9 protein-coding genes are annotated in these 12,790 nt (G+C 73.5%); 2 read left to right on the forward strand and 7 right to left on the reverse strand.

The window, feature by feature from the left end; all coding sequences use genetic code 11:
- Positions 1 to 345: 345 nt before the first annotated feature.
- Positions 346 to 1,245 (forward strand): M28 family metallopeptidase, encoded by a 900-nt coding sequence (locus tag AB0F03_RS22815; RefSeq protein WP_361994946.1) that lies wholly within the window; start codon positions 346 to 348, stop codon positions 1,243 to 1,245.
- A gap of 62 nt (positions 1,246 to 1,307) precedes the next feature.
- Here AB0F03_RS22815 and AB0F03_RS22820 read toward each other — a convergent pair whose 3' ends face one another.
- From AB0F03_RS22820 to AB0F03_RS22850, 7 genes are read right to left on the reverse strand one after another with little or no spacing between them, the layout of a single operon-like run.
- Positions 1,308 to 3,647, reverse strand: coding sequence for an amino acid adenylation domain-containing protein (locus tag AB0F03_RS22820; protein ID WP_361994949.1), 2,340 nt, complete (start codon positions 3,645 to 3,647; stop codon positions 1,308 to 1,310).
- A gap of 44 nt (positions 3,648 to 3,691) precedes the next feature.
- Positions 3,692 to 4,120, reverse strand: coding sequence for a nuclear transport factor 2 family protein (locus AB0F03_RS22825; RefSeq protein ID WP_361994952.1), 429 nt, complete (start codon positions 4,118 to 4,120; stop codon positions 3,692 to 3,694).
- A 41-nt stretch (positions 4,121 to 4,161) separates the two neighbouring features.
- Positions 4,162 to 5,403, reverse strand: a complete 1,242-nt coding sequence (locus AB0F03_RS22830) for a polyketide synthase (protein WP_361994955.1) — start codon at positions 5,401 to 5,403, stop codon at positions 4,162 to 4,164.
- Positions 5,404 to 5,414: 11 nt separating this feature from the next.
- Complete coding sequence (locus tag AB0F03_RS22835) at positions 5,415 to 6,428, reverse strand: zinc-binding dehydrogenase (protein WP_361994958.1); 1,014 nt, start codon at positions 6,426 to 6,428, stop codon at positions 5,415 to 5,417.
- 22 nt (positions 6,429 to 6,450) lie between these two features.
- Positions 6,451 to 10,515 carry an amino acid adenylation domain-containing protein gene (locus AB0F03_RS22840; RefSeq protein ID WP_361994961.1) on the reverse strand — a complete coding sequence of 1,355 codons (4,065 nt, stop codon included), beginning with the start codon at positions 10,513 to 10,515 and terminating at the stop codon, positions 6,451 to 6,453.
- On the reverse strand, positions 10,512 to 10,820 hold the full coding sequence (locus AB0F03_RS22845) for an acyl carrier protein (RefSeq protein ID WP_361994964.1): 309 nt from the start codon (positions 10,818 to 10,820) through the stop codon (positions 10,512 to 10,514). Before AB0F03_RS22845 ends, AB0F03_RS22840 begins: the two co-directional genes overlap by 4 nt.
- Positions 10,817 to 11,758, reverse strand: coding sequence for a 2-dehydropantoate 2-reductase (locus AB0F03_RS22850; RefSeq protein ID WP_361994967.1), 942 nt, complete (start codon positions 11,756 to 11,758; stop codon positions 10,817 to 10,819). The genes AB0F03_RS22845 and AB0F03_RS22850 overlap by 4 nt, the downstream gene beginning before the upstream one ends.
- 703 nt (positions 11,759 to 12,461) lie before the next feature.
- Between AB0F03_RS22850 and AB0F03_RS22855 the strand changes: the two genes are divergently transcribed.
- Positions 12,462 to 12,779 (forward strand): acyl carrier protein, encoded by a 318-nt coding sequence (locus AB0F03_RS22855; protein ID WP_361994969.1) that lies wholly within the window; start codon positions 12,462 to 12,464, stop codon positions 12,777 to 12,779.
- Positions 12,780 to 12,790: the final 11 nt, after the last annotated feature.

Raw genomic sequence — 12,790 nt, forward strand, 5'->3', positions numbered from 1 at the left:
GGACCCACCGCGCGGCGGCACAGAGGGCGGGCGGACCGGGCGTAGGAAACACGCCAGGAATTCCCGTCCTCTTCCGCTGCCGCCGTGGCCGCCGCGCGTGATTCCTGCGCGCATCCGGGCAGAAATTCGAGGGATATCACCCTGGCGGGAAAAGGGCGTCCCGTGGATTCCGTTTGTGAAGGCGATGGAAAAGGCGATGACGTCCGGCCGGGCGCCGTGAAATATTCGGGTCGATCACGGGGGATCCCCTGATCCGGAATATCACGCACCCGCACCGCAAAGGGGAAAAGCGCAGTGTCTCTCACATCCGTGCGTCCTGCCGTCATCGCAGCCTCCACCCTGTCCGTGCTGCTTCTGACAACGGCCGGTGTGCACGCCGAAGAGCCTGCTCAGGCAGGTGATGCGCCCGACATCTCCGTCACCGGGGTGATGCGGCACCTCGACGCGCTCCAGAAGATCTCCGACGCCCACCACGGCAACCGGGCCCACGGCACGGCCGGTTATCAGGCATCCGTTGCATACGTCCGGGGGAAACTGGAAGCCGCCGGATACAGAACCGCCCTCCAGCAATTCGAGTTCGGCGGGAAGAAAAGCTGGAATCTGATCGCCGACTGGCCGCACGGCGGACGTTCCGGAAAGGTGCTCATGGTCGGTGCGCACCTCGACTCGGTGGACACCGGCCCCGGAATCAACGACAACGGCTCCAGCGTCGGCGCCATCCTGGAGACGGCGCTGACGGTCTCCGCGAGGAAGGCCGCCCCCGCCCAGCACCTCCGGTTCGCCTTCTGGGGAACCGAGGAGGAGACCTACATCGGTTCCACGCACTACGTGAACAGCCTGCCGCCCGCCGAACTGTCCAGGATCAGCGCCTACCTGAACTTCGACATGATCGGCTCACCCAACCCCGGGTACTTCGTCTACGACCAGAGCCCCGAGGTCGCCCGGCACTTCAAGGCCTTCTTCGACGCCAAGGGCATCCCCACCGAGCCCGCCACCGCGCTCAACGGCCGCAGCGACCACGAGCCGTTCCTCGCCAAGGGCGTCCCGGTGGGCGGCATCTTCACCGGGTCCGCCGAGATCAAGACCCCGGAGCAGGCCGCGAAGTGGGGCGGGACCGCCGGCCGGGCCATGGACGCCTGCTACCACCTGGCCTGCGACACCCCCGCCAACATCGACCGGCACGCCCTCGACGTCAACAGCGACGCCGTCGCGGCGATGGTGTGGAAGCTCGGCGTGCGCGGCTAGCCGGGCGGAGAGCAGCCCGCGGACGCCCGGTGGTCCGGCCGGACCACCGGGCGCCCGCGCGGTCAGCGCGGCCCGCGTCCCCGGGGGCGCGCCGCCAGCCGGGCCAGCCGGTCGCGGTCCACCTTGCCGGTGGGACCGACCGGCAGGGCCGGCAGGACGAGCACATGCTCGGGCAGCATGTAGCTCGGCAGGACGCCGGCGAGACGGCGGCGGACCGACCCGCCGGACAGCTCCCGCTCCGCCGCCCCGGTGGCCACGGCCGCCACGATCTGCGGGCCGTCCTCACCGCGCAGCGTGGTGACCGCGCAGTCCACCACCCCCGGCACCCGCCGCAGCGCGGCCAGCACCTCGCCCAGCTCGATCCGGTAGCCGCGCACCTTGACCTGGTCGTCCCGGCGGCCCCGGAACTCCAGGTTGCCGTCGGCGCGCCACAGGGCCCGGTCGCCGGTGGCGTACATCCGCTCGCCCGCCAGACCGCTGACCGTGTCGGCCGTGAACTTCGCGGCCGTCAGCTCCGGTTCGCCCACGTACCCGTCGGCCACGGCCACACCCGCGATGTACAGGTCGCCCTCCACACCGACCGGCAGCGGCTTGCGGTCCTCGTCCAGGACGTAGTAGCGGGCGTTCTGGATCGGCCTGCCGTACGGCACGCTGGTCCACTGCGGGTCGATCGCGCCGACGTCGAAGTGGTTGGACCAGATCGTCGCCTCCGTCGCGCCGCCCAGCGCCACGACACGGGCCCCGGGGAAGCGGTCCCGGACCCGGTCGGGAAGGGTCAGCGGTACCCAGTCGCCGCTGAGGAAGACCAGCCGCAGACGGGGCGGCGGGGCGTCCCGCGGGGGGTCCTCGGCGAAGGACATCACCATGCTCAGCGCGGCCGGCGCCGAGTCCCAGAAGGTGACCGGTTCCCGCAGCATGATCTCCATGAGCCGCTCGCCGTCGGAGAGTTCGGCCGCCGGGACGACGCGCAGGCAGGCGCCCGCCGCCAGGACACCCAGCAGGTCGTACACCGACAGGTCGAAGGTCAGCGCGGTCACCCACAGCAGACAGTCGTCCGGCCCGACCGCGTACGTCTCGTTGACCCACTGGACGACGTTCACGGCGCTGCGGTGGCGCACCGAGACGCCCTTGGGCACACCGGTGGAACCCGAGGTGAAGATGACGTACGCGGTGTCACCGGCGCCGGGCCCGGCCGGCAGCGGCAGATCGCGGGCGGCCTCCACGTCGCTCCATGTGCTGATCACCGGCGCGTACGGCTCCGCGGCCGCCGCCGGTGCCGGACGCAGGACGACGTCGTAGCGGTCCCGCAGTACCGCAGGCCAGTCGCCGCCCCCGCGGCGGTGGATCTCCGCCCGCACCGGCACCCCGAGCCGGGCGGTCAGGGCGCCGAACCAGTCGGCGGGCACCCGCAGATGACCCGGGTCCCCGCCCTCACCCGGTTCCTCCAGGTCGGCCAGGACCACCGCCCCGCCGGGCGCCAGCGCGCCCAGCGCGTCCCGCAGCACGGACCGCAGGTACTCGAACCCCGGGAAGAACTGCGCGACGCTGGCCAGCACCACCACATCGGCGCCCGCCGGCGGCACGACGTCACCGAGCCCGTCGGCGGCGGCCCGCACGAACCGGGCACCCCCGCCGTACTCCCGGTCCGCCCGCTCGAGCGCCACGGACGACACGTCGACGCCCGTGTAGGCGGCGGCCCGGTCCCGCAGGGCGCAGGCGATCAGACCGGCACCGCAGCCCACCTCGACGACCCGGGGCCGGTCCGCCACCGACAGCACCAGGTCACGCACCCGCGCGACGTACGTCCCGATCTGCGCGTCGGAGACGCCGTCGGCCGGGTTCCGGTTGAAGCCCGAGGCGCGTGCCTGGTCCTCGTCCTCGGCGACGGTGTCCCACAGCAGTCCCACCGCCTCCGTGTCCAGCGGGTCGGGGGCCGGGGCCCGCAGATCCGTGCAGACCAGCCGGAGCCCGGTGCCCGCGAGGAGCCCGGCCTCCTCCGCGCGGCGCGCCAGGGCGTGTCCGGTGACGATCCAGCCGATGCCCAGCCGGCGCACGGGCGCGGCGATCCGCCCGGCCGGCCAGCGCGCGTCCAGCGGTACGTAGGCGGCGCCGGTGCGCAGCACCCCGAGGACCGCCCGCACACTGTCGTACGAGTTCTCGTGCAGGATGCCGACGAAAGCGCCCGGGCCCGCGCCCCGGCCGCGCAGGAAACGGGCGAGCAGACCGGAGTCGTCCCACAGCTGCCCGTACGTCCTGACCTCCCCCTCCCCGAGGCGGACGGCCGGGGCGTCCGGGTTCTCCCGTACGCGCCGCTCGATCAGGTCGACCAGGCTCACCCGGTCCTCGAACGGCCGTGCCGTGTCGTTCCACGCGGCCGGCGGCAGCTCCCAGGACTCTGCCATCTGCTCTGCCCTCCTTCGTTCAGGCCCGCTCGGGCGGCGGATCGTCAGATGACGCGGCCGTGCTCGGGGTTGTCGCGGTGGATGACCCGCTCCCGGATGCGCAGTTCACCGTCGACGCGCACCATGCGGTCCTCGACGCTGGAGGAGGAGAAGAAGCGCATCTGTTCCTCGGTGTCGGTCTGGGTCACCAGCGAGTAGTAGGTGACGCGCAGGCCGTCGTCCCCGGCCGGCTCGATCAGGAAGTGGTCGAACCAGTGCCGGGTGACCAGCCCCTCGTACATCGGGAGCATGCTCTTCATCTTGGCGCGCATCGCCTCGCGGCCCTCCACCTTCTCCCCGCGGTGCGGGTGGGCGACCGAACCGTCCTCGGTGAAGGTGGCCGTGAACCGCTCGATGTCCAGGTCGTCCAGGACGCGCATCTGGCGGGCGTAGAAGTCCTTGACCTCGATGTAGAGGTCGGCGTTGACGGACATGGGTGCTCCTTGCTGTGACTGGGTGCGGGAACGGGGGGCCGTCAGAGCGACGGTGCTTCCTCCAGGACGAGGAAGGCGTTGGTGCCGCCCACGCCGGCCGACATCAGGCCGGCCGTGCGGGGGCGGCCGTGCGCGGGCCAGGGACGGCCCTCGGGGAGGATGCCGAAACGCGCGCCGCGCCCGGTGAACTCCTCGATCGGGTCCTCGGTGTTGGGGGTCGCGGGCAGGAAGCCGCGGTCCATCGCGAGGCAGGTCTTGATCAGGGCCGCCATGCCGGCCGCGGTGTCGCAGTGGCCGACGGAGGCCTTCACCGAGCCCACCGCCACCGGCTCGCCCTCGGTGCCGAGCCCCTCGATCAGGGCGGTCGCCTCGATCTGGTCGTTCAGCGGGATGCCGACCCCGTGCGTCTCGACGTAGTCGACGTCGGTCCCGGTCAGGCCCGCCGCCTCCAGGGCCCGGCGCACCGCGCGGACCTTGCCGTCGACACCGGGGATGACGAAACCGGGCTTGGCACGGCCGTCGTTGGTGACGGCGCTGCCCCGGATGACGGCGTACACGGGATCGCCGTCGCGCAGCGCGTCGTCGAGCCGGCGCAGCAGGACGGCCCCGGAACCGTCACCCGGGACCACGCCGTTGTGCCGGCGGTCGAAGGGGCGCACGATGCCCTCGGTGGAGTAGATGCTGCGCGGGGTGCGCAGATAGGTGCCGTCGGCGTCCTCCTGGACGGCCACCGCCCCGGCCAGGGCGTAGTCACAGCTGTGCGCCCGCAGGCTCTGGCAGGCCAGATGGACGGCGACGGCCGAGGTGGCGCACGCCGAGTCCAGCATCAGCGACTCGCCCCACAGGTCCTGGAGGTAGGAGAAGTAGGGTCCGGCGAACGTCGGGTCGACGTGCACCACGTCGTCGAAGGCGGCCCGCGGCACGTGCTTGGTGCGGGCACAGCCCGCGTACACGGCGGTCCGGTCGGCGATCGCCGACAGCCGCACCCCGGCGTCCTCCGCCGCCTGCCACAGCGACTCCTGGAGGATGCCGTGCTGCGGGTCCAGGCCCTCGACGCCGACGAGCGCGCTGTCGTAGCGGTCCCGGTGCGGCGCGAGCCCCCAGGAGTGGACGCGCAGCCGGTCCCCGCCCAGGTCCTCCACGACCGGCACCGGCTCCCGCCGGAAGCAGTCGCGGCCCGCGACGAGGTTGTCCCAGAACGCCTCGACGTCGGGCGCCTCGGCGAAGCGCCCGCCCACGCCGATGACGGCCACCGGGTCGGAGCGCTTGGAGAGTTCAGACATGCGACCCTGCCTCAGTCGAAGGTGAGCGCGACCTTGACGACCCCGTCCCCGCGGTGGTGCGCCAGGTCGAAGGCGTCGGCGATGTTCTTGATGTCGAAGGTGTGGGTGATGTGGTCGTCGACGTGGATCGAGCCGCTCCCGATCAGGTCCAGGGCCGTGCGGAAGGAGGCGAGCCCCGGCTCCAGCTGGGCGCCGCCCACCGCGTGGATCAACTGCGCGTTGCGCACGAAGAGATGGGCGTACGGGATGCGCATGTCGTAGTCCTCGGGCATGCCGAAGAAACCCAGCCGGCCCCGCTGCCCGACCATCCGCATCGCGTGCTCGCGCGCCCCGTCGGTGCCGGCCGCCTCGATCACCAGGTCGGCGCCCGCGCCGCCGGTCAGCTCCATGACGACCTCCTCGGCGCTCCGCCCGGGGACGTGCGCGGTGGCGTCCGCGCCGAGCGCGCGCGCCACGGCCAGCCGGCCCGGTTCCAGGTCGACCGCGACGACCCGCTCGAAGCCGCGGTGCTTGAGCATCTGGAGGAACAGCAGGCCGGCCGAGCCGACGCCGACGACGGCGGCCGTCCGGCCCTCGGGCACAGGCTCCGGCCAGAACCGCTTCAGCGCGAACACGACGGTCCCGAGCTGCTGCGCCATCAGATGGACCGTCGGCGAGCCGGTGTCCGCCAGCGGCAGCAGGAACCGGTCGGCGATGGTCTGGTAGCGCGCGAACGACGCCATGTAGGCGTGGTTCGGCACGGTCAGCACGAGGTCGCCCGGCGCGAACCGCGCCGACCGGCTCTCCACGACCTGACCGACGCCCTCGTGCCCCGGATACCCCGCCGGGCAGGGGTAGGGGTGGTCCCGCATGTCCCGGAAGAACGGGGACTCGGCGCGCACCCGGTGCACATCGCTGCCGCAGATGGCGGCCACGGTGTTGCGGACCAGCACCTCGTCCTCGGACAGCTCCCGGAAGGCGACGTCCGCCACCTCCAGACGCCCGGGCTCGACGAGAACGGCGGCTTCGCCACGTACGTGCGGCATGCGGACCTTCCTTCGGGGATGTTCACGAGTGGTCGGCGCGGGCGGCGGGCGCCCAGGACAGGGGGTGGCCGGGCAGCCGCAGCCGGCGGGCCGGACCGTCCGGGGTCAGCCGCGCCCCGACGCCCTGGCACCACAGCGCCGCGAGGGCCCTGAGCAGGGCTTCGTCGTCCAGGTCCGTCGCCGGCAGCTCCAGGACGGCCACCTCGCCGAGCTGGTCGCGGGCGACCTGGAGCAGCTTGGCGGGCTCGGCCTCGGTGGCCAGGTGCGCCTGTCGCGGGGCGGGCCCGCCGGGGGTGACCGGGCCGAGCGCGGTGCTCCACAGCACGCCGGGGCGGCCGGGCAGGGGTACGGTCCCGGACGCGTCGGCCGCGTACCGGCGGCCCTCCTCGGCCCCGAGGGCCCCGCTCACCACGGCCGCCGCGATCCGGCCCGGGCCCGCGCCGAGCACCGCCGCCGGGGTCACCCCCCACCGGGCGAACCGGCCGGCGAGGCCCACCTGCCGCGCGAGGGCATCGGTGGTGCCGGCGCCGGCTTCCGTGAACGCGAACACCACGGCGGGGGCCGGTCCCGGGACGGGCGGCGCGGCCGGGTGGCCGGCACCGTCGCGCAGGGCCCGCACCGCCTGTTCCCGGCCGGTCACCACCACGGCGAACCGGTGCGCGAACCGCTCCCGGCCCCGGTCCAGGGTGTGCGCGACGTCAGCCAGTGCCACCCGCGGGTCCGCCTCCAGGTGAGCGGCCAGCCGCTCCCGGGCCGTGACGAGGGCCTGAGCGGTGACGGCGGACAGGGCGAGGACGTGGTGTCCGACCCCGTCCGTCCCGGGCCGCCGCTGCGGTGCCGCGTACGCGGGAGGCGTGCGCGGCGTGGGCTGCCGCCGTACGGCCGCCTCGGCGGGCACGGTCGCCGGGACGGCCGTGGGCCGGTGGGCGGTGGCGATCAGCCGGGCCTGGTCCTGGACGGTGACGTGCCGCAGCAGGTCGATGACCGGGACGTCGGCGCCGGTCGCCAGCCTCAGCTGTTCGCGCAGCTTCACCAGCAGCAGCGAATGGCCGCCCGCGTCGAAGAAGTTGCGGTCGGAACCGAAACCGTCGTGCCCCAGCACCGCCCGCCAGGCCGCCCGTACGCCGTCCAGGAGGGAGGCGGGGCCGGGAGCCGCGGCCGGGGCGGCCGGGGCCGGGGCGGCGGGGGCGGGCCTCAGGGCGTGTCCCCCTCGGTCCACGTCCGGCAGCCGGCGCCGGTCGATCTTGCCGGTCGGGGTGAGCGGCAGCTCGTCCACGAGCACCAGGTGGCTCGGAACGGCGAAGGCGGGCAGCCGCAGCTTGGCGTGCCGGCCGAGCACGTCGGCGTCCGTGCCGGGCGCGGCGACCGCGTAGGCGACGATCTCCTTCTCGCCGCGCCCGTTGACACGGGTGGTGACGAAGACCGACTCGACGGCCGGATGGGCGTCCAGCACGGCCTCCACCTCGCCGAGTTCGACGCGCTGACTGCGGATCTTGACCTGGTTGTCGTTGCGGCCGATGAACTCCAGCAGTCCGTCCGGCGTCCACCGCACCCGGTCGCCGGTGCGGTACAGCCGGGTGGTGCCGTCGGTGACGAAGCGGCCGGCGGTCAGTTCCGGCGCGTTCAGGTAGCCGTCGGCCAGGCCCGCACCGCCCAGCAGGAGTTCACCGGGCACACCGCGCGGGACCGGCCGGGTGCCGCCCTCCTGCACCACCCGCACCTCGGTGCCGGGCACCGGACGGCCGATGGGGACGGTGCGGGCGTCCGCCGTGACATCGGTGATCGCGAACCATGTCGAGGTGAAGGAGTTCTCGGTGGGGCCGTAGCTGTGCAGCAGCACCCCGGGACGGCTCCAGCGCAGGGCGCGGCGCATGTGCCGCGCGGAGATCAGCTCACCGCCGAAGTAGACGCGCCGCAGCGACTGGAGCGTGTCCGGGGCGTCCTCGATGATCCGGTTGAGCAGCGGTGTCGTCACCAGCAGGGTCGTCACCCCCCGCGCGCGGACGACCGCGCGCATCTCCCGGGGACTGAGCACCAGGTGCTTGTCGAGCACGACCAGTTCGGCGCCGTGCGTCAGCGCGCCCCAGATCTCGTAGCTGGCGCCGTCGAAGTTGAGCGGGCACAGCTGCGCGACCACGTCCGTCTCGTCCAGCGGGATGAAGTCGGGCCGCTGGAGGAGCCGGGCCAGCCCGCGGTGCGGCAGGACGACGCCCTTGGGCCGGCCGGTCGTACCGGAGGTGTAGAGCACGCACAGCGTTGACGCCTCGTCGTACGGGATCTCGGGCGCGGCCGGGCCACCCGTCCGCGCCGGTACCTCGTCCAGCCGTACGGCCGTGTCGCGGGGCACGTCGAGGGTGTGCCCGCAGTCCGGGTCGACGACGAGGACGGCCGGGCGGGCGTCGTCCACGATCAGCTGGAGCTGGGCCTCGGGGTAGGCCGGGTCGAGCGGCAGGTAGGCGGCCCCGGCCAGGGCGCAGGCCAGCCAGAACACCGGGGTGTCGAGGCCGGGGGGGAGGAGCAGGGCCACGGTGTCGCCGGGCCCGACGCCCCGCTCGTGCAGCCGGCCGGCCAGTTCCCCGGCGCGGGCGCCGAGTTCGCCGTAGGTGAGGACCCGGTCGCCGTGGCGTACGGCGACCGCGTCCGGGCGGTCGGCCGCGTGCCGCAGGACCAGCGCGGGGATGCCGGGCGCCGGCGCGGTGGCGGGCGCGCCGTGCGCGGCGACGCGGGACAGGCCCGGGTCGCACTCGGCGAGCAGATCGCCGCAGGAGGTGTCCGGGGCGGCCACCGCGCGGGCCAGCAGCTCGCGCAGCTCCTCGGTGAACAGCTCGGCGGTGGCGCGGCGGTAGCGGGCGGTGTCGTAGTACACGCACAGCCGGGTGCCGGCCGAGCCCTCCAGCACGTTGACCGAGAACTCGTACTTCGTCGTCTCGTCCGGATGGTCGAAACGGCGGACGGTGACCTCGCCGGCCCGCCACTCGTCCTCGTAGGCGGGCGTGTACATGAACGCCGTGCGCTCGGCGCCCGGGCCGTCCGACCGCTCGCTGCGGATCTCGCGCAGCCGCCGCACCGGCAGATGGGCGTGCTCCATCGCGTCGAGCATCCGCTCGCGCAGCCGGGCGGTCACGTCCGTGAAGCGGTCCCCGGGGTCCAGCCGGTCGCGGAGCGGCAGGACCCGGCTGAACAGGTCGACGCGCTCGGCGTCGGCGTCCCGGCGGCCGGCGAACACCATGCCGAGGACGCCCTCGGACTCGCCCGCCCACGCGTGCAGCAGCACTGACCAGGCCGCCAGGACCACCACGGCGGGGGAGCCGCGCCCGGCCGCGGCCAGGGCCTGGACGCCCGAGGCGACCTCGTCCGGCAGCCGCACCTCCACCCGGCCCGATGGCCCGGGAAAGCCGTCCTCGGGCACCAGGTCGTGCGGCGGCGCGAGGGAGGCGGGGGCGTCGTGCAGGACCGTGGCCCAGTACTCCTCGGCCTCGGCCACGGCCTCGGCCTCCGCCTCCGCGTCGGCATCCGTGCCGGTGCCGGTGCCGGTGCCGGTGCCGGTCCGGTCGACGGTCTCCGGGTCGCTCCGGTCCTCGGTGTCCGGCGCGGTGCGCGGTGCGGGACCCGGCTCACCCGCCGCCCGGGACCGGTACGCCGCCACCAGGTCCTCGGCGAGGATCCGGCTGGACCAGCCGTCGGAGACGATGTGATGCATCGTGACGGCCAGCAGGGCGCCGCCTTCCCCGGTCAGCAGGATCGCCCGCAGCAGGGGCGCCGTGCCGAGGTCGAAGGGCGCGCGGCCGGCGACGACCGCGCGGGCGAGGGCCTCGGCCCGGTCGTAACGGCCCGGCAGCCGGTCGGTGACGAAGGCCAGGGGCGGCTCCGCCTCGGTGCCGCGCCACAGCTCCCCGCCCTCGGTGAAGAAGGAACTCCGCAGCGCCGGATGTGCCCGCAGCACGTCACCGAGGGCCGCCCGCAGCGCCGGTACGTCGACGCCCGGGACGAACTCCAGGTCGACCGTGACGTTGTAGCGGTCGGATTCCGGTTCGCGCTGGCAGGCGAGCCAGACGTCCAGCTGCTCGGAGGAGGCCGGTGTCCTCACTTGGGGACCGCCACGTGCTCGCCGGCCGCGTCCGCCCGCAGGGTGCGCACCAGGCCGGCGACCGTGCGCACGGAGCGGAAGTGGACCGGGGTGAATTCGGCGTCCGTGATCGTCACACCGAAGCGCTGCTCGCACTGGGCGCGCAGCTCCACGAAGCCGAGGGAGTCCAGCCCCAGGACGTCCTGGAGTCCGTCGTCGTCCCCGATGCGCTCCGCGGGCACGTCCAGGAAGAGGTCCTCGACGAGGATCTCCTTCAGCGTCGCTTCCAGGGTTTCGGCCTGCTTCTCGCCCGAACCGACGGTCATGACGTTTCTCCCTTGCTGTAGGTGGATCGGTGCGGCGCGGGGGCCTCGGCGTGCCGTTCCCGATCCGCGGCCCGGCGCGCCAGCTCGGTGATCGCCGGCAGGGCCAGGTCGTGGTCCCGGGCGCGGCGCAGTACCGGCTCGGTGAGCGCGGCGAGTTCGGTCGGCCGGACACCGGCGGCCACGTCCCGGTGCAGGGAGGTGTCGGTCCGGCCGGGCAGGGTGGCGAGGGTGTGCAGCAGTTCCGGCTCGTCGACGGTGACGGCCTCGGCCGCCGCGACGGCACAGGCCTCGCGCGCCGCGCCGCGCAGCAGCGCCGCCAGTCCGGGCTGCCGGCGGACGGCGCCCAGGGGGCCGTCCGCCGCGGTGGTGGCCAGGGCCAGCGGCAGCAGGAGCACCAGCTTGCGCCACAGGACGCCGGCCGGGTCCGGCTCGGTGGTGCAGCCGATGCCCGCGTCCGCGAGGGCCGCGGTGACGCCGGCGCACACGGCCGGCGCGTCCTCGTCCGCCGCCAGGCTGACCTCGGCGAACAGGGAGTTCCACGTCACCCGGCCCGGCCCCGTCCGCTCCGCCTCGACGCGGATCGCGCCGACGATCTGGCGGGCGCCGAACCGCTCCCGCAGCAGGGCGGGGTGGTCGAGCCCGTTGAGCAACGGCACCACCGCGCCCGGCAGCGGGCCCGGACCGGTCCGGGACAGGGCGGCCTCGAGTGCCGGTGCCTTCACCGTCACCCACAGGACGTCGACCGGCTCGTCGAGCCGGCCCACCGCGCGGACCGGCACGGAGTGGTCGCCGCGCAGTCTGCTGTGGACGTCGATCACGCCGGAGTAGCGGGCCCGGGTGGACTCCCGCATCACCAGCGTGACGTCGTGGCCGCCGCGGGCCAGGGCCGCCCCGAGGGCGAGCCCCACTCCGCCGGCGCCCAGAATCGCATGCCTCAACACGTTTCCCGGAGCGTCTCGTGAGAACACCGGTGCCCCGCGTGGCCCGACCGCGCACGGCGGGCAGCCGAAAGGGACACCGGACGAAGGAAAGTAGAACGTGAAACGAAATGGCCGGCTACGGCCCGGAAGGGTCCGACGGCCGCGGGTCAGGCGGCCGAACACCCATGATTTTCAACGGAGTTCGGAAGTGACTCCGTCGACGTGTGCACACGGCCGATCGGCCGGTGCGTACTCCCCCGTGGCGGCGTAGATGATTCCCCCTGTCACGCCGGATCCAGATCACCGCCGAACGCGGTGCTGAATTACTGCGTTCACAAACGATTCAGACTGTAAGGGCGTCAACTTTCAGCCGTCAACCAGCTTTTCGGCCAACGGATGGCCGGTGCGCGCACCCGCGTGCGGGCTGATGACGCCAGGGGTCGATCATTTGGCCTGAGCAGGTACGACGGAGTGTGGCCGACAAACGACCCTTGACTGGCCCGATGACTGCTGCCTACGCTCCGACAACGGCAATCTGGCCGTTACGGCGAGCATTCGGCTCGGGGACCGAACCGGTCTGATCCACCGGTTGTGCGTCTGTTTCCACGGGGGATCAAGAAGAGAAAGCGCATCCAGTCACGCCCCTGCGTGCTGCCGTTCCACGGCTGCGCCGTATCCGGGGCGATGAACCGTGAGCCGCGATGACACGGGGGAATTCCTTATGACCGACGACGGTGTGAGAACACGTCCGGAACCGCCTGCCGCGGCACATTCCGGCGCGTCCGCGTCCATGCCCGCACCGACGATGACCGACCAGGTCAGAGTCGCTTGGACCGAGGTACTCGGGCATGACGATTTCGATGACGACACCCCTTTCCTCGAAGCGGGTGGCCATTCCTTGAAAGCCGCGCAGGTGCTGATCCGGCTCCGCCGGCAACTCGGTGTACGCCTGCCCAACCGGCTGTTCTTCGACCACCCCACCGTGCGCGAACTGGCGGCTGCCGTGGAACGTATCGCCACCACGTCGCCCCTCGCGTGATCGGCCGGCAC

It is taken from the genome of Streptomyces sp. NPDC028722 (genome assembly GCF_040637655.1).
Lineage (GTDB): Bacteria > Actinomycetota > Actinomycetes > Streptomycetales > Streptomycetaceae > Streptomyces.

Coding starts and splice junctions, on each gene's coding strand:
- AB0F03_RS22820 (WP_361994949.1), bottom strand. CDS start 3,647: ATGGCAGAGTCCTGGGAGCTGCCGCCGGCCGCGTGGAACGACACGGCA.
- AB0F03_RS22825 (WP_361994952.1), bottom strand. CDS start 4,120: ATGTCCGTCAACGCCGACCTCTACATCGAGGTCAAGGACTTCTACGCC.
- AB0F03_RS22830 (WP_361994955.1), bottom strand. CDS start 5,403: ATGTCTGAACTCTCCAAGCGCTCCGACCCGGTGGCCGTCATCGGCGTG.
- AB0F03_RS22835 (WP_361994958.1), bottom strand. CDS start 6,428: ATGCCGCACGTACGTGGCGAAGCCGCCGTTCTCGTCGAGCCCGGGCGT.
- AB0F03_RS22845 (WP_361994964.1), bottom strand. CDS start 10,820: ATGACCGTCGGTTCGGGCGAGAAGCAGGCCGAAACCCTGGAAGCGACG.
- AB0F03_RS22855 (WP_361994969.1), top strand. CDS start 12,462: ATGACCGACGACGGTGTGAGAACACGTCCGGAACCGCCTGCCGCGGCA.